The sequence below is a fragment of the Mycobacterium sp. NGS29 genome, from assembly GCF_059812965.1.
In genome coordinates, this window is record NZ_JCALDR010000021.1 from 1 (window position 1) to 15,992 (window position 15,992).

The 15,992-nt window shown below is 64.1% G+C and carries 13 protein-coding genes and 2 pseudogenes; 5 read left to right on the top strand and 10 right to left on the bottom strand.

What is annotated here, in order from left to right; translation table 11 throughout:
- Window positions 1-45 precede the first annotated feature (45 nt).
- The 3 genes from AC5Y5Z_RS22375 to AC5Y5Z_RS22385 are packed head-to-tail and all read right to left on the bottom strand — an operon-like array spanning window position 46 to window position 3,838.
- A complete protein-coding gene (locus AC5Y5Z_RS22375) occupies window positions 46-489 on the bottom strand; it encodes a DUF6262 family protein (RefSeq protein ID WP_499927606.1) in 444 nt (147 codons plus the stop codon).
- Window positions 486-2,660 carry a tyrosine-type recombinase/integrase gene (locus AC5Y5Z_RS22380; RefSeq protein WP_499927608.1) on the bottom strand — a complete coding sequence of 725 codons (2,175 nt, stop codon included), beginning with the start codon at window positions 2,658-2,660 and terminating at the stop codon, window positions 486-488. The genes AC5Y5Z_RS22375 and AC5Y5Z_RS22380 overlap by 4 nt, the downstream gene beginning before the upstream one ends.
- Entirely contained in the window at window positions 2,657-3,838 is a 1,182-nt protein-coding gene (locus tag AC5Y5Z_RS22385) for a tyrosine-type recombinase/integrase (RefSeq protein WP_499927610.1), read from the bottom strand. Before AC5Y5Z_RS22385 ends, AC5Y5Z_RS22380 begins: the two co-directional genes overlap by 4 nt.
- A 109-nt stretch (window positions 3,839-3,947) precedes the next feature.
- Between AC5Y5Z_RS22385 and AC5Y5Z_RS22390 the strand changes: the two are divergent.
- Window positions 3,948-4,253 (top strand): annotated as a pseudogene (locus tag AC5Y5Z_RS22390) (ATP-binding protein); the annotation flags it as partial.
- 58 nt (window positions 4,254-4,311) lie between these two features.
- On the opposite strand, the gene AC5Y5Z_RS22395 reads toward AC5Y5Z_RS22390, so the two are convergent.
- From AC5Y5Z_RS22395 to AC5Y5Z_RS22405, 3 genes are all read right to left on the bottom strand, one after another.
- Window positions 4,312-5,493 (bottom strand): tyrosine-type recombinase/integrase, encoded by a 1,182-nt coding sequence (locus AC5Y5Z_RS22395; RefSeq protein ID WP_499927612.1) that lies wholly within the window; start codon window positions 5,491-5,493, stop codon window positions 4,312-4,314.
- Window positions 5,494-5,982: 489 nt separating this feature from the next.
- A complete protein-coding gene (locus tag AC5Y5Z_RS22400) occupies window positions 5,983-6,297 on the bottom strand; it encodes a helix-turn-helix domain-containing protein (protein ID WP_499927614.1) in 315 nt (104 codons plus the stop codon).
- Complete coding sequence (locus tag AC5Y5Z_RS22405) at window positions 6,294-7,361, bottom strand: tyrosine-type recombinase/integrase (RefSeq protein WP_499927616.1); 1,068 nt, start codon at window positions 7,359-7,361, stop codon at window positions 6,294-6,296. The genes AC5Y5Z_RS22400 and AC5Y5Z_RS22405 overlap by 4 nt, the downstream gene beginning before the upstream one ends.
- Before the next feature lie 139 nt (window positions 7,362-7,500).
- Between AC5Y5Z_RS22405 and AC5Y5Z_RS22410 the strand changes: the two are divergent.
- Window positions 7,501-7,662 (top strand): annotated as a pseudogene (locus AC5Y5Z_RS22410) (ATP-binding protein); the annotation flags it as partial.
- Between the two features lie 337 nt (window positions 7,663-7,999).
- Here AC5Y5Z_RS22410 and AC5Y5Z_RS22415 read toward each other — a convergent pair.
- The 3 genes from AC5Y5Z_RS22415 to AC5Y5Z_RS22425 all read right to left on the bottom strand — a co-directional run bounded on the left by AC5Y5Z_RS22415 (window position 8,000) and on the right by AC5Y5Z_RS22425 (window position 11,734).
- Window positions 8,000-9,451, bottom strand: coding sequence for an MFS transporter (locus tag AC5Y5Z_RS22415; protein WP_499927618.1), 1,452 nt, complete (start codon window positions 9,449-9,451; stop codon window positions 8,000-8,002).
- A gap of 71 nt (window positions 9,452-9,522) precedes the next feature.
- Complete coding sequence (locus tag AC5Y5Z_RS22420; protein WP_499927620.1) at window positions 9,523-10,770, bottom strand: cytochrome P450; 1,248 nt, start codon at window positions 10,768-10,770, stop codon at window positions 9,523-9,525.
- 16 nt (window positions 10,771-10,786) lie between these two features.
- Window positions 10,787-11,734: a sterol desaturase family protein gene (locus tag AC5Y5Z_RS22425; RefSeq protein WP_499927622.1), complete on the bottom strand. Its 948-nt coding sequence runs from the start codon at window positions 11,732-11,734 to the stop codon at window positions 10,787-10,789.
- Window positions 11,735-11,912: 178 nt separating this feature from the next.
- Here AC5Y5Z_RS22425 and AC5Y5Z_RS22430 point away from each other — a divergent pair, with 178 nt between their 5' ends.
- Complete coding sequence (locus AC5Y5Z_RS22430; RefSeq protein ID WP_499927624.1) at window positions 11,913-12,518, top strand: TetR/AcrR family transcriptional regulator; 606 nt, start codon at window positions 11,913-11,915, stop codon at window positions 12,516-12,518.
- 151 nt (window positions 12,519-12,669) lie between these two features.
- Here the strand turns inward: AC5Y5Z_RS22430 and AC5Y5Z_RS22435 are convergent, their stop codons facing one another.
- Complete coding sequence (locus AC5Y5Z_RS22435) at window positions 12,670-13,899, bottom strand: PPE family protein (protein WP_499927678.1); 1,230 nt, start codon at window positions 13,897-13,899, stop codon at window positions 12,670-12,672.
- Window positions 13,900-14,012: 113 nt separating this feature from the next.
- On the opposite strand from AC5Y5Z_RS22435, the gene AC5Y5Z_RS22440 reads away from it, so the two are divergent.
- Together AC5Y5Z_RS22440 and AC5Y5Z_RS22445 are read left to right on the top strand one after the other, a co-directional pair.
- A complete protein-coding gene (locus AC5Y5Z_RS22440) occupies window positions 14,013-14,687 on the top strand; it encodes a response regulator (RefSeq protein ID WP_499927626.1) in 675 nt (224 codons plus the stop codon).
- Window positions 14,684-15,796, top strand: coding sequence for a sensor histidine kinase (locus AC5Y5Z_RS22445; protein ID WP_499927627.1), 1,113 nt, complete (start codon window positions 14,684-14,686; stop codon window positions 15,794-15,796). Before AC5Y5Z_RS22440 ends, AC5Y5Z_RS22445 begins: the two co-directional genes overlap by 4 nt.
- The last annotated feature ends 196 nt before the right edge of the window (window positions 15,797-15,992 follow it).

Below are 15,992 nucleotides of genomic sequence, written 5' to 3' on the forward strand. Positions count from 1 at the left end.
CCCGTTATCGCGGGTTCGAAATCCGGTTGGCCGCATTCTGCCTGTTCAAGACGTTGTTGCGATTGATGCGACGTTGGTTGAGGGGTGGTTGCCGCGGCGGGCAAGTTCACGTCGTAGGTCGAGGTTCTCGCCGTGCGCTCGTTCGAGGGCGTCACGGAGTGCTTGCAGTTGCTGGCGGTGCTGTTTCTTCAGTTCAGCGATCTGGCGAGTCAGCGTGAGGACGAGTGTGCTGTCGGTGTCGGCGGGCTGTTCGGCGGGGGCCTTGCGGCGGGTGCCACGCAGGTGCTCGATTCGTTTGCGAAGGTCGGGATGGTTGTAGAGGAAGGCGTGGGAGACGCCCGCTTCGCGTTGCACGGCTTGAAAGGTGATCGGGTCGCCGCGTTTGATCAGTCGGCGGATGGCCTGTTCGGCGTCTCGGGTTTTGTTCTGAGACTTGACTTTCGCTGCTTCGGCGAGGGCGGTGATTCGGCGTTCTCTAGAGTCGGTCATCGGGTGCTCCTGCGGTGGCGAGTGAGATCGAGAGTCAGCGGAACTGGCGCAGCACTAGGTTGATGACAGGCGGTACTCTTGCCGTGGGCCGCGGCGTCGGGCGCGTGGTTGAGGGTGGCCAGGAGCAGGCTCAGGGCGTGGTGTTCAGCCCGGCGTCGAATGAGCCATACGTTGTCCTCGGGCATGGGATGGCCGTGGCGTTGCTCGAATTCCGTTGTGGCCCGGTCGATCAGGTCGGTTGTTTCGCGGAGTTGACGTTGGAGCACGTCTCGGTGGGTGTGGTCGGTGACGAACACTGAGCAGGTCAGGCAGGCGTTGCCTTTGTCGCAGGACTGCAGCGGTGGCAGCATGCACCACCCGTTGGGCAGGAACCGGTCTGCGCGGCGGAATAGATGCAGACTGTCGTGGTCGTCACTGCAGAGTTGGATGCGGGTGCCGTCGGATCGGAGCTTGACGGTGGCCAGGAATGCCTGCTCGGCGTGCTCGTCGCGGGCGGCGATGTAATGCATGGTCATCGTCGGGGTGGCGTGCCCGGCGTAGCGCTGCAGCACGTGGACCGGCAGACCGAGTTCAGCCAGCCGGGTCAACCGGGTGTGACGGAAACGGTGCGTGTGGCTCAACCGCACGACCTGACCCTTGGCGTCGGTGATTCGAACCAGGTCGCTAAGGGTGCGCAGCACCCAGTTGTAGGTTCCTGCCGGATAGGGTTTGTCGCCGCGGCGGTTGCCCAGACGCCGAGCGAACAGGAAGCGTCTGCTGCTGTCGGGGTGCTGGGTTTTTATCCAACGATGTTGTTCGGCAATGACTTCAGTGACTTCACGGTCAACGAGGATGGTGTCTGGTGCGACGTCGATCTTGCTTTGTGCGTAGCGGAACCTGCTCAGCGTTCGATCCTCATCGTCGCCGGTTGCGGTGGTTCTCGGGGCGGCGGAGAGGCAATCGAAGTCGCAGGTGCGGATCTCGCTTGCCCGACGGCCGGTGAGGATCTGCAGCAGAATCATCCGCATCGCTTGCGGGTCATCAAGCCCACTGGCGGTGATGGTGGTGCCATCGCCGCGGGTGATGGTCATCTGCTCGGTGCGTGGCAATCCGATCAACGGCAGCGCCGCGGTGATCTGGGCGAGCGCGTGATCGTCGATGTAGTTCGCGTCGTTGAAACCGCGTTGATGCGGTACCCGAGTGACTCGGCCGAACCAGCTAGAGGCATGTGCGGCGGTCACTCGTTGCCAAGGCCCGGGCCCAAGAACGGCACGCGATTCGCCAGGGTTGCCGGCGACGAAATCCAGTAATCCTGCCACGGCTCTCAGGTCGTCATTGATACCCCGGATCGGCACCGGTCTTCCGAGGTGGCGGGTGTCGGATTCGCGGGTGACGCGGTTGGCGGCCACCGCAGTCCACCGCGCGAATGCAGCCGCCTGCTCGACCGCTGTCGTAGGGTCAGCCAGGATGTCGGTCGGGTCGTCGAGGCTGATGGTCAGCCAATTGTCGAAGCGGCGGAAGCTTCGCATCCGTTCCTGGCTGACCGTGGTCCAACGCAGCACCCCGGATTCCAGCGACGTGCCCAGGTGCCACTTCATCGCGGCCCGCAGCCAGGGCAATTGGATGTGTCCGGGTGAGCAGCCGTAGTTGGCGACCGGCTCACGGTCGGTCAGTGGGATCCGCGGATCGCAACGTGGGTGCCAGAAGTCCAGTTGCCACCACGGCCCGACGTGACAGGCGGCGATCAGCGCGTGTCGTGCGAAGCCGAACAGACCGTGAACTCGGCCGCGGCCTCGGGGTGAGGGCAGTCGTTTGCCCCGGCTGGCATAGAACCAGCTTTGCAACGCCGCGGCGGCGTTGTAATCCATCTCCCGGATCGACGCGGGGAAAGCACGGCCCTGGGCGACGGCCCGCCGAATGATGTTGGCCAGCTGCGCCATCGCCAGCACCGACACGCGGGTGCCGTCACCGGCCTGCCAGTACGCCATCCACGCCAGCTCTGCGGCAAAGGGGTCGGGTAATCCGCTCAGATCCAGTCGGGGCCAGTCATTCTCGGTAATCGATGGCCAGTTCTCGATGCCAGGCCCGAGGATCGGGCCCCGCCACTGCGCCGGCAGCCCATCCCAGAGTCGCCAGATCGGGTCGAGGTGTTCGGTTCCTCGCAGGTAAAGATGCCCACGCTCGTCGATCATTCGGCCACTCGCCAGCTGCTGGCATAGGAAGCCCAGTTGGCCGCCGCTTGCAGTGCCTCGTCATCGCGGACCCACCCGTAGAGGTCAAGAGTGGTCTGCACGTGGGCGTGACCGAGGCGCCGGGATACCACCCACTCCGGGGTCCCCGCCAGCAACAGGGCAGTCGCATGAGTGTGGCGAAACCAGTGCGGCGTCCACCCGGGTGGCCCGATGCCGCGCCGACGCAGCGCCGCGACTTTCTCCCGTACCGTCGTCTCACGCAGAGCGGCCAACAATGGTGGCCGCGCAACGTTCACCAGCAGCGGACGCGTGTCCGTCAGACCGATACCGGATTCGGCTGCCCGGCAAACAATATCGGTGAGATAGTCAGCGAACAGCCGCTCCAAATCAGCACTGACATAGACCCGCCGCGGTCGCATCATCTTCACCCGCGCCCCGTTCGGGTTATCCGAGCGCGGCACGATCTCAACATATGCAGTGCCGCCGCGGCCGAGCACGAACTCGCCGATCCGCAGGCCCAACGCCTCCCCGAGACGCATCCCGGTCTCGGCCAGCAGAGCGAACACGAACCGGTCTCGCAGGTTTCCTTGCCACGATCCGAACTCGGTATCGAAGACCGCGCAGCCATCCAAGATCGCCTGGATCTGTTCGGGTAGCAGCAAGGGAGGTCTGTCTCTGCGTCGGTCGCGTCGCACGCGCACCAATGACGATGCCGCCAGCGCCGAGCGCGCATCAAGATGGGCGAGCAAGCCTCGGGCGGGTCGGTGGCGCGGTGTTCCTCGCAGTAGCCGTCCCGCCACCGACACACCGAACACTGCCTGATGCCAGCGGTAGAACGAAATTAATGCTGCCAGGCGAACTTCCAGTGTTGCAGCGCTCGGAGCCGGGTCCGATTCAGCCAGTCGATGTTTAACCGTGCGGCCATTGCGCTGCCAGGACAGGAACGCTGTGAATGCTGGGACACCGACATCGCGCCAATCGTCGGCTTGCCCGCGTTGCTCAAGAAAGCTCCACCACTGCGCCAACGAGGTCGCATAGCCACGCACCGTGTTCGGCGACCACAGGTGCCGATGAGCTTCTATCCACTCCTCAACGGGAGCAACCGTTGCGTAGTCCTCACCCAGCACAGTCCAGGTCCGCTGCCCATCCGCAGGAGACACTGCCACCGGGTACGCCATCGTTGCCGTTCCTTCACGTCGAAGAACACCCGCCGATTAACCGGCAACAACGATGACTTGCCCAGCATCAACCCCTTTGTCGCATACATAGATTCGAGCGTGTTGCTACCTGTTGATAACGCCCGGAACCGGCAAAACCCACCTCGCCATCGGATTAGCGGTCAAGGCCGCCCAAACCGGACATCGCATCGCGTTCGCCACCGCGGTGGACTGGGTGGCCCGCCTCAAGGCTGCACACAACGCCGGGCGGCTGCCGGCCGAGCTGGTCAAACTGCGGCGCATCGGACTGCTCGTCATCGACGAGGTCGGATACATCCCCTTCGAGCAGGACGCCGCCAACCTGTTCTTTCAACTGGTCTCCAGCCGATACGAACACGCCTCGCTGATCCTGACCTCCAACCTGCCCTTCGCCAAAGCGCACTTGTTCGTGCGAACCTGTGCGGAAGTGGCGTCGAAACGTGACACGTTCGCACTTATCGGGGTTCGGCGAGCCGGTCGGGCAGTCGGCCATCGTCGAGGTGATCGGCGAGGTAGATCATCGCTCCCTCGGGTCTCATCCCGAACGCTGCCGCGACGAGTTTCGGGTCGATCGTATTGACCAGATCGGCCAGCCGGGTCGTGCGCAGCATCTTGGGTGGCAGGCCACACGGATCGAGCAGATGAGCCATATACGCCTCGGACGCCGGTCGCCGGTCGGCCTTGGTACCGCGGGTGACGATCACATGCGGGTTGTTGGTGCGCAGGGTGTCGCGGTGATCGAGACTGCGTTGCACAGCGGTCCAGCTGACCGGGTCCAGCGGCACCGGGTGTGGGCGCTTGCCGAGGCGGATCGTGCGATCACTCGCGTCGATGTGGTCGACCTCCAGCAAGCGCAGCTCACGGCTGGAGACACCGTGCAATATGGCAAGGAGCCCGAAGAGGGCCTCGTGCGGATGCGACGCGGGGCCGGCGCTCCAGCGGCGAAACAGTGTTCGTTGTTGCGTGACGGTGAGGGTGCGGCCACGAAATCCCCTGTACCGCTTGGCCGAAATTCCTCGCGTCGGGTCGACGAGCACCAGGCGGCGATTGCGGGCGAACCGGAAGAACTGGCCCAACACAGTCAGACGTCGCGCTCGGGTGTTCGGCAACTCGGCGAGGAACGCCTCAATATCGGCGACGTCCACCAGTGCCCAATCTTGCTTGCCGCGTTGGGTATCGAGGAAGCAGGCGAGGTCGCGCACAATGGCCAACGCTGACTCGATGGTTCGGTCGGCACGGGGCCGGGTGCCCGCACGCCGAGCCCGATCACGAGAGCGCAGCATGGACTCGGCGAAGACCGCGACAGCGGCGCGCATCCCGGCTGGTGCGCCGTCGATCCGCTTCTTGCGCCGTCCGGCGGCGAGCCGCTGGTCCTGGTCGGTGGCCATCGCCAGGCCGCGCTGGGTGAAGAACGTCTCGAGGGCACGTGCCAGTGACCCCATCGACCGGCCGGGTCGGCGGGCCCGCTCGAGCACGCTGTGCGGGTGGTTGGGGTGTTCGTCTTCGAGCAGCCGAGACAGCGTGGTGATCAGCACGCAGGCGCGACCGGGGCAGTGGTGGGCGGCCAGATGCGCGACGAAGTCGTCGAGCCAGTCCGGTGGTTCGGTGAGCCGGGCGGCCAGTGTCTCGCCGCGCACGAATGGCCGGTTTGGGTGGCGCTGCCAGCATCGCCCGCACATGCCGCGCCCGGCGTGGCGGCGCAACTCGCCGCAGCTCGCACAGATGCGGGGCGGATCCTTTGCCGGGCCGGGCCGGGAGCACGAGCCACACCACCCGGTCGCAGCCCGCAGATAGCCGGGCTTTCCGCAACGCGGGCACGGCGACTTCGCGTCGGCGAGCGCGGCCCGCTTCTGGCATGGGCGGCACATTGTCTTACCGCGGAATCGAATCTGCCCGCCGCATTCGCGGCAGCGGCGTGAGCACAGCACGCACCGGTCCGTCTCCGGCAGCAGCATCCGGTCTCGACCGCAGCCCGGGCATCGCGCCTTGGCCGCCTGCGCCCGTAACCGGCGGGTGCATCGGCAGCAGTGCTCGCGGCCGATGTATCCCACCGGCGCTCCGCAGTCGAGGCAGTCCCGTTGCCGTTTCCCCATCAGCCGCAACCCATTCCGAGATCTCCGTGGGGTTTACATCGGCGGCATCGACCGGCCCCGCGCGGTGGCGGTCCTCGGCTCCGAGGCGACCGGGCGCGGAGGGGCCGCGGGCTGTTCGACTGGGGTGGTGTCGACCTCGAACAGGTCGTCTGGGGTGCAGTCCAGCGCGGTACACAACGCGATCAGCGTTGAGAGCTTGATCTGGCTGGGCTCCTTGGTCAACAGCGCCGACACCGACGCCGCCGACAACTCCAGACCCGCCCGCTCAGCCAGTAGCCGCCGCAGCTCGGTGCCAGTCCACACCTCGCGCTGGGCCGCAGCCATCCGCAACCGCCATCGAATCTTCATCCCGTCCCGTCCTCTCCGCTCAACTCGGCCAGCGTCGAGGTGACCGCGCGTCGGTAGGCGTCCTCGATGAACGTCGCCGACGGCCGCACATACCGCATGGTCGAACTCACCGTCCAATGCCCCAAAAGCTGTTGAATCGCAACCAGATCCACACCACGCTCGTAGTTGTGGGTCGCGCAGGCACGGCGCAACGCATGCGGGCTGAAACGCTCCGCGACCGGTCGGCCCTCAAGCTCCATCAAATACCGCAACCGGTTGCGGATCGTGCCACGATGCAATGGGCCGCCGGACTCGTCGGCGAACAGCACCGGCGAGTCCGGGAACTTGCGGCGCACATCGGCCAGGAACCAGCGCAACAGAACATCCAGCCCGTCCAGCATCGGCACCCACCGCGGCCGGGGACCGGACATGTGGGCGGCCTTGCCGAACCGCACGTGCAACTTGCCGAACGGTCCACGTCCGAAATGCACGTCCGGAATCTCCAACAGCGCAGACTCTTCCGACCGCAGGCCAGCGTGATACAAGGTCCGGAACATCGCGTAGTCCCGCGCGGCCGGCGCGTACTTGCGCGCCGTGGCAATCCTCGACTTCAGGAACTCGAAGAACTCGCTCACCCGCTCCGGGGTCGGCGGCGCCGCAACCGCCGGCGAGTCGTCGCCCACATGCCGAGAGGCGTTGAACTCGTCCACCGGGCACACCAGCCGCGCCCCGAACGCGGCCTCGATCTCGGCCGCCTTCCGGGTCTGCAGGAACCGATGGAACCCCTTGAAGATCTGCACATACTCCCGCCGCGTGGATGCCGCCCGCCCCGCCACCGCCAGCTCACCGACCACCCGATCGATGTCCTCACTGGTGACATCCCACGCCGGCCGCCCCAGCGCCGCCAACGTCCGCTCCAACAGCCCAACATCGTTGTCGATCGTCACCAGGCTGAATCCTCGGGCATGCCACGACGCCACGAACGCATCAACGCATTCACGTTGAAACACAACAGGATCCGCGACAACAGGCTCGACCGGTACGGCACCACCGGGAATCAGCCGCAGACCCTCCACTAGCCGCACACCTTCTTCCCGCCTAACTAGTTAAGGCAGCACCTAACATATCGCGACGATGACTTGAATATCTGCAAGACACACAGACCACTCGAAAGCCCAGCTAGCAGCAGAAAACAGCCACAACGAACATGTGCCAGCTCCAGTTCGTTGGGGCGACGTGTTCGGCGATCAAGTGGTGGCCGCCGCGATGATCGACCGCATCGTGCACCACGCCGACGTCTTGACCCTCAAAGGCAGCAGCTACCGGCTCAAGGACACCGGAATCGACACTCTGCCCTCCGCCAGAGCCGACAACACGGCACAATAACCACGACCACGTGGCCTACTTTTCACCGCCGCGTCTGGCCTGGTTTTCGACCGTCGTCAACACCGGTCATGGCTCGCTACCCCTCGAGCACACTTCAGAGCGCCGCACGCGGCTCCGAAACATTCTGTTAGCCAATCTATTGCGACACTGAAAGACCGACCGTGACCGCTGACCGTTGATACCCCGGATGCCTACTTCCTCTACGCCGAGGATGACGATCACGTATTCCCCGCACACCGACAGGCTCTGAAACCTCGTTCGCCGCATCTTCTGACCGCCGATCCGATATCGACCGCGAATAGGGCGGCGTTGCATATATCGCCGTGTGGGATGTCACTCAATCGCGTTCTCTGTCGGGTCCTGGTGTGGACGGGATTACTTTATAAGCCACTGCGGCGGCGACGGTGAGTAGTGCTGCGGCGATCAGGGAGACGGTTTGGACGCCGAAGGTGAACGCGTGTTGGGCTTCTGCGCGTAAATCGGATGAGCTCGGCAACTGATGGATGGCGGTGGCCAGTGAGTCGTGGAGGGCCTCGCGGTCGTGGATGTCGAGATGTTCGGGGATGTGTAGAACTGCGCGGTAGACCATGGTGTGCAGGGTCCCTAGTACGGCGATGCCGAGGGCGACGCCCAGTTCGTAGGCGGTTTCAGAGATCGACGCGGCTGCTCCGGCGCGTTCGGTGGGCGCGGCGCTGACGACGGCGTCGGTCGAGAGGGTCATGGCGGCCCCGACTCCGAGGCCGATAATGCCCAGGGAGACACCGATACCCCAGTAGGTCGACCATCCCTGGGAGATGGCTAGGGCAGTGAGGCCGAGGGCCGAGACTGCGAGGCCGGTGGCGATGATGCGGCCTCGCCCGAAGCGGGTCAGTAGGTAGGCGACGATTCCAACGACGATGACGGTGGCGATGGCCGCGGGCAGTTCAGCCAAGCCGGCCTGGAAGGGGGTCATGCCCATGACGAGTTGGAGGTGTTGGGAGAAGAAGAACATGACGCCGATGAAGGCGAAGATGGCGATGGTGTCGGCGGCGACGGCGCCGCAGAACGCGGGCAGCCGGAACAAGCTGATATCGACCAGTGGGTGCGGCAGGGCGCGTTGGCGACGCAGGAACGCCCTTCCCGTGCCGACGCCGAGAACGACACCGACGCACACGGTCCAATCTAGGCCCGTGCCTACGACGTGTTTGATGGCGAAGACGAGCGACACGAGCGTGATGATCGACAGTGCCGCGGAGTAGAGGTCCAGGTGGGTGCCGGCGGGGTTCTTCGATTCGGGAATGAGCACGATGCCGGCGATGACCGCGATCATCATCAGCGGCACGTTGATGAGAAACACTGAACCCCACCAATAATGCTCGAGCATGAACCCGCCGACGAGGGGTCCGAGCGCGGCGCCGCCGGTGGCTCCGGAGGTCCATGCGGCGATGGCGGTAGTGCGCTGTGCGGGGTCGTCGAACAGGTTGCGCGCGATCGAGAGGGTCGAGGGCACGATGCTGGCGCCGGCGACGCCGAGTAGCAGGCGTGCGGCGACCAGTTCTTCGGGGGAGTTCGAGAATGCGGCGAGGGCGGAGGCGAGACCGAATCCGATGCTGCCGATGAGCAGGAGCCGTTTGCGGCCGATGCGGTCGGCGAGGTTGCCCATGGTGATCAGGAGCCCGGCCAGGCCGAATGAGTACACGTCCCCGATCCAAAGCATCTGGGTGGCCGTCGGGGCGATGTCGGCGGTCAGTGCCGGCACGGCAAGATAGAGCACGGTGCCGTCGATGGCCAGCAGCACGGTGGCCAGCATGAGGACAGCGAGTGCGGACCATTCGCGCAGCCCAGCTCTTACGGGTATGGCGTCCACACCAGGTGGGGCCATCACGGTTTCTTGCGCGTTCCGATGAAGGTGGCAGGTAGATGTGACATGCCGCGCAGGCTGACGTTGGGCCGGTAGGTCGGCTCGCCTGCGAGTTGAGTGTTCGGGAATCGGGCGGTGAGTGCGGTGAGTGCGGTGACTGCTTCGAGTCGGGCCAGGGGCGCGCCGAGGCAGAAATGGGCTCCGTGACCGAAGGCGAGATGGCGGAACGAGGGCCGGTCGGGGTCAAACACGTCGGGGCGGTCATATTCGGCGGGGTCGCGGTGAGCGGAGGCCAACAGCAGGACCGCGGAGTCGCCGGCGGGTACCACAGTGTCGCCGATGATCATGTCACGCGCGGCGATGCGGTCGGTGAGCTGCACTGGGGGGTCCCAGCGCAGAGTTTCCTCGATGACGGCGGGCAGTCGGCCGGGGTTCTCAGCGGCGGCGCTCCACTGGCCGGGGTGGGTGAGCATGGCCAGTGCCGCGTTGGCGATCAGGTTGACGGTGGTCTCATGGCCGGCGACGAAGAGGAGCTCGCAAGTGGCCACGATCTCGTCTTCGCTGAGGTGCTGTCCGGCTTCTTCGGCGGCGACCAGGGCTGACATCAGGTCGTCGCGGGGTGCGCTGCGTCGCTCGCGGATCAGCTCGCGCAGGTATTCATACATCCATGTGGCGGCGTCGATGCGTTGCTGGCGGCCGGCTTCGAGTTCGCCGGTGACCGGGAGGACGTCGTCGAGGCCCTGGGCGATGAGTTTGGAAGCGTGTCCGAACTGCGGTTCATCCTCGACGGGTACGCCCAGAAGGCGGCAGATCACAATGACCGGCAGCGGGTAGGCGATATCGGTGACGACATCACCGCTGTCGGCGACATTGGTGAGTAGGTCGTCGACGATCGTGGCGATCTCTGGTTGGAGGTCGCGAATCCTGCGCGGGGAGAACGCTTTTTGCACCAGTTTGCGTAAGCGGGTGTGGTCGGGCGGGTCGAGGACAAGGAAGCTGTGGGTGTCGAAGTCGGCCGGATCGGCACCGTCGGCGATGGCGTTGCGGACCAGGGTTGATTTGCGGCGGTCGTTGGCTCCGTCGGGGTGACGCAGGACCTGGTCGCAGTCGGCGTAGCTGCCGAAGACGACCATGTGGAGTTCGGGGAGCGCGAACGGCGTGGCGTGACGCGCGGCGCGGTAGGCCGGGTACGGGTTAGCGCGGATCGCGGGATCGAAGAGGGCTTCGAACCGTGACTGGGGACCTGCTGGAACTGTTGAGGACATCATGGAGTGAGCTCGCTTTCTAAATTGTCAGTACCGTGCTGGGGCTAGCAGGAATTCGGTGCCGCGACGCCGCGGCGGCCGCGACCTCGTTGCGTGTTGTTGCGGCTGAGGTGGTTTCACTCCACCCCGGCGGTTTGAGGAGATAGTTGCCGCGGCTGCGCCAGGTTCTGGCGTTCCACACATCGCGGGCGGCGCGACCTAGTTCCCAGAAGTTGACCTTGATCGGGTTGTTGGTGTCGATCTGCTTGGTTAGCCCGTAGGCGACCTGCTCCGTCTCCTCGGCGTAGGTGCCGAATACGCGGTCCCAGGTGATGAGGATGCCGCCGTAGTTCTTGTCCAAGTAGGGGTTGTTGACACCGTGGTGCACCCGGTGGTGGGACGGGGTGTTGAACACGAACTCGATCCAGCGGGGCAGCAGCCCAATGCGTTCGGTGTGGATGGGGAATTGATAAGTCAAGATGGCGGCCTGCAGCAGAAACAGCAGCCACAGCGGCAACCCGAGCAGCAGCAGCGGGACGTAGAACAGGAACGACGACAAGATGTCGGTCGGCATCAGCCAAGCCAGCCGTAACGCGGTGGTCTGATTGAAGTGCTGGCTGGAGTGGTGCACGCTGTGCCCGATCCAGAACATTCGGATTCGGTGGTGCGCACGGTGTTCCCAGTAGTAGACGAAGTCGACCAGGATCAGCGCCGGCAGCCACCAGGCGGCGGACCACTGAAACGGGGCCAGCGCGCTGGCGAGCAGCAGCACGCGCAGCTGCACTGTCTTGTTCACGACAGCGGTGAAGGCGCCGATGCCCGACATCGACAGGCTGGTCGCCGCGTCTTTGGCGCTCACGCCAACCATCGGTCGTCGCGGTGGGTGTTCGCGGTGCTTCTCCACGAAGTAGGCGAAGAACTCCACACCGATCAGCACAGCGAACGCCGGGAGCGACCACACCGAGATGTTGTCGATCAGTTCTGACACAACGTCCTTCTTTCTGACTGGCACGAGTGCTGCGGGCAGCGGTGGCGATGCCTCCATCATCGCTAGGTCAATTGCCTCGGTCAAGTGACCTAAAGTGTGATGTAGATCCCTCGCGGACTCGAGTCACCAGCGACTTCGGAGCTGCGTCGTCGCACGAAAGGTCTGGCAGACTGACGCCATGGCTGATCCGGCGGAACGCAACACGGAGCGCCGTGACACCGGCAAACGCGACGCGTTCGTTGCGGCTGCCGTGCGTGTGTTGGCGCGAGAAGGCGTGGCGGCGTTGACGACTCGACGTATCGCGCAGGAAGCCAAGTTGCCCCAAGGTATCTTCCACTACTGGTTCGCTAGTAAGGCAGATCTCCTCGAAGCGGTGCTGCATGCGGTGATGGTCGATGCAGCCACCGCGGTAGCGCCACCGGATGCAGATCCTTCCGACCCTGCACGCAACTGGAAAGCAGCCTTCCAGTCGATCCGCAAGGACGACGCCGGCCGCCAACTCGGCGCCTACGAATTGACCGCCGTGGCTATCCGCAACCCCGAACTTCGGCCGATGGCCCAGCAGCTTTACCAGACCTACCATGAGATGGCTCGCACCGACCTCATGCCTCTCGTCGAAAAGCTCAACGCCAGCGGTGCCGACCTCGACGTCGAGCTGGCCGCGTGCCTGATTGCCGCGCTCTTCGATGGCCTGACATTCTCCTGGCTCGCCAACCCCGACGGACCACCTCCCGAGGACGTGCTCGACCTCGCCTTTCGCCTGCTGCGCAACACGTCTCACTGAGTGGCGCTGTGTACGCGGCAATCCTGCAGGCGTTGTCATATCCGCATGTCGTTACCCTGGCGAACAATGCCTGATGCCGCCCTCGGTGGTGCCGACCGGCGCTCCGTTCCCTTCCGCCGTGCTGCTGGGCGAAGTATGGCTGGCAAGGGATCTATCCTGCTGCCGGCGTTCGAGGTATTGAGTACGGCCGCGGTGCGACCTGCAGGACGCCGCTTACTCCGTTGCGGTCTGCGGCGGTCGCCATACCTAGCAGTGGAGTTCCGCTTGAAAATTGCGGTGTGCCTGTATCCGGGACGAGTGGGCTACTTACCGGTGCAGGAATGGCGGAAGGGATGACCGGCTGACTGGCCTGAGCCCAGGTAGGAGGGACCGACAAGTATCCGACCGAGTCCGATCCGGCGAGATTGGCGCTTACAGATTTGCTGGAAAGCGTTGTAGCGGTTGATTTTTCGTCTGTTGGAGCGTTCTTGAGGCTTTCGTTCATGATCTCCGACGATGACTCAGGATCGCCGGATCCTTGTCCGCCTTGACCGGCTAACGTGGGGATCACTGCGCTAGCGATCATCGCGGTATCGGAGACGCGCAGGCTGGCCGTGCTTATCCATTCGTTCATCGACGGCAGTTGTAGGGGCAGTTCGGCTGCGGCCTGCGTGGGTGCGGCGCCCTGCCCGAGTGGCCCAGAAATCTTCGAGATCGATTGATGTATGGCAGCGGCGTCAGCGGCTCGCGAGACGGCCGTCCCCTGTCGTGCCAGCCCGTGTTCGTCGACGATCCCCGGCGCCGGTTCGAGTTTCGGCAGGCCCGCCGTCGCTTGGGCGCAGGTGCTGGCGTAGCCGTACATGGCGGCGGCGTCCTGGGCCCACATCTCGCAGTAGGCGGCCTCCGTAGCTGCGATCTGGGCGGTGTTTTGACCAAGGATGTTGGTCGCGATCAACATCGCGAGTTGGGCTCGGTTCTCGGCGATGACTGGCGGCGGCACGATCATTGCATGTGCCGTCTCGTAGGCTGCCACGGCTGTCCGGGCGTGTTGGGCAGTGGACGCTACGTGCTCTGCGGTGAGATCGAGCCAGGCCGCGTAGGGGAAAGCCGCGGTAGCCATTGCGGCGACTGACGAACCGAGCCACGGCCCGGCCGTCAGCCCCAAGATCACTGCCCGAAACGATTGTGCCGCGTAGTCCAGTTCTTCGGAGAGGCTGCGCCAGGTGCCGGCTGCTGTCTGCATCGAAGTGGCCCCTGGGCCGCTATACATCCTTGCGGAGTTGATCTCTGGCGGTAGCGAACCAAAATCCATATCTTTAAGACTCGTCGGATCCAGGTTGCCCCGATATCCGCCATCCGGGCAATTCGCCCATCCACCCGGCCAGAAACCTCGATCCGCCATCTGGCTGGTTCGATCATCCACCTGTCCGAATCCTGGCCAGTCCGTTTCGCGGCACCAGCGGGGAGCGCTACGGTCGGCACACGTACCTCACTGTCCATCCAATACAAGCAACGGTGTCGATCCAGGGAGAACATGTGCCGCGCGTGGTCATCGTCGATGACGAAGCCCTGATTCGGTCTGGCTTCGAGCTCATCTTGTCCGCTGCGCCCGACGTCGAGGTTGTGGCTACTGCTGACGGCGTGCAGGCTGTGGAGGTCGTCAAAATGCTTGCGCCCGATGTGGTGCTGTTGGACATCCGGATGCCGGGCAAAGATGGCCTGGCCGTACTTGCAGAGTTGCAACAGCTGTCCACTCCACCAGTAGTGGCAATGCTGACCACTTTCAACGCCGACGAATACATCGCTTCGGCACTTCGATCCGGAGCCGCGGGGTTCTTGCTCAAAGACACTGATCCCAAACAACTTCCACACATCATTCGCACGCTGGCCGACGGCGGGCTCGTGCTTTCTCCCAAAGTTAGCCCCAAGGTTGTCTCCCGCTTTTTGGATGACCGCGTTGACCACGCCGCCAAAACCGTCATGGCATCCCTCAGCGATCGAGAAACTCAAGTGCTTCGGCTCCTATCGCAGGGGCATTCCAATGCTGAGATCGCGGCTACCGTGTATTCCAGTGTGGGAACGGTCAAGGATCAGGTCAGTTCGATTCTGGCGAAATTGTCGGTCAGGACACGCGTAGAAGCCGCCATCATCGCCCAACGTGCCGGGATCCTTGATACCGGGCCGACATGATCGGTCCTGCTCTGCGCGGCATCCGTACCGGCCTCGTTGATCTGACGGTCATTATCGTGGCGGGTGCCGACGCCGCGCTACTCATCGCCGACCAAGTCCGCCTACGACCGTTTGCCGTCATCTCGGCAGTGGTAGCGGTGGGAGCGCTGCGCCTACGCCGGCGCACACCCTATCTGGTATTCATCGCTACTCTGCCTGCGCTGGCGCTTTCTGTGGCAGGGCTGGCGGTCTTGGTGGCGCTTTACACGATTGCCGAGCGCAGGACCTCCCGCATGGCGCTATTAGTCTGTGCCAGCATCGTTTTCGCCTGTAATTTTGTTCTTTGGGATGTCAAACCGACAAGTGCCAGCATTCTGCTGAGCATCTTGTACTCGCTGTTATTCGCCGGGGCGCCAGTAGTTTTGGGCCTGCTGGTGCGGGCGCGCGCTGAACTGTCAACCCAGCTAACGCAAATTGAACGCGCCCGCCGGACTGAGCAACAGCTACTGGTCGATAAGGCCCTGGCTCGTGAACGCGCCGATCTGGCCCGCGAAATGCATGACGTGGTATCGCACCAGGTCAGTCTCATCGCCGTTCAGGCGGGCGCGTGGGAAGTCACTGCTGAAGACGAGACCAGCAGGCAGACAGCCTGCACCATCAGAAATTTGAGCGTGAAGACATTGGACGAACTACGGGAAATGGTGGGGGTGTTGCGCGCATCAGGCAGCACCGCCGGCACCCTCGCACCGCAACCCGGAATCGATGACGTGCCAGCCCTGATCGCAGCATCGGGGATAACAGTCACCTCCGTCACCGACCGAGTCGAGACAGCCAACCCGAGTGCAGCAGTGCAACGCGCCATCTACCGAACCGTCCAAGAAGGTCTGACTAACATCGCCAAGCACGCCCCCGGCGCTGCTGCCACTCTCGAGTTGGCCATCGACAACCGACACGTCCAGCTGACGTTGACCAACACCAGGCCAACCCGATCCCCAGAGGCTTTACCGAGTGACCGTAACGGGCTCCGCGGCCTGCAAGAACGCGCCGAACTGCTCGGCGGATCGGTAGTAACGTCACACCTGGACAACGGTGGCTATCGACTTTCTATCCGGTTGCCGCTCAACGGATAGCAGATAGGGCGCTCGGCTGATAGCCGATCGATTGCGGCTTGTAGTGCATCGAATTCATCGCTACCAGCCGACCCGCCCCGCGGGCACGGCACTGATGAAATCCTATGGCGTGCAGGCGAACTTGTTACCTGCAAACACCGGACGTGCGCGCGTCCCGAACGTGCCGAAGCGAGGCTCGGACGTGTTGGCCCCTTCG

Excerpts from the sequence above, each read along its gene's own strand:
- AC5Y5Z_RS22375 (WP_499927606.1), bottom strand. The coding sequence starts at position 489 with ATGACCGACTCTAGAGAACGCCGAATCACCGCCCTCGCCGAAGCAGCG.
- AC5Y5Z_RS22380 (WP_499927608.1), bottom strand. The coding sequence starts at position 2,660 with ATGATCGACGAGCGTGGGCATCTTTACCTGCGAGGAACCGAACACCTC.
- AC5Y5Z_RS22385 (WP_499927610.1), bottom strand. The coding sequence starts at position 3,838 with ATGGCGTACCCGGTGGCAGTGTCTCCTGCGGATGGGCAGCGGACCTGG.
- AC5Y5Z_RS22400 (WP_499927614.1), bottom strand. The coding sequence starts at position 6,297 with ATGAAGATTCGATGGCGGTTGCGGATGGCTGCGGCCCAGCGCGAGGTG.
- AC5Y5Z_RS22415 (WP_499927618.1), bottom strand. The coding sequence starts at position 9,451 with ATGCTGGCCACCGTGCTGCTGGCCATCGACGGCACCGTGCTCTATCTT.
- AC5Y5Z_RS22420 (WP_499927620.1), bottom strand. The coding sequence starts at position 10,770 with ATGATGTCCTCAACAGTTCCAGCAGGTCCCCAGTCACGGTTCGAAGCC.
- AC5Y5Z_RS22430 (WP_499927624.1), top strand. The coding sequence starts at position 11,913 with ATGGCTGATCCGGCGGAACGCAACACGGAGCGCCGTGACACCGGCAAA.
- AC5Y5Z_RS22435 (WP_499927678.1), bottom strand. The coding sequence starts at position 13,899 with ATGGCGGATCGAGGTTTCTGGCCGGGTGGATGGGCGAATTGCCCGGAT.
- AC5Y5Z_RS22445 (WP_499927627.1), top strand. The coding sequence starts at position 14,684 with ATGATCGGTCCTGCTCTGCGCGGCATCCGTACCGGCCTCGTTGATCTG.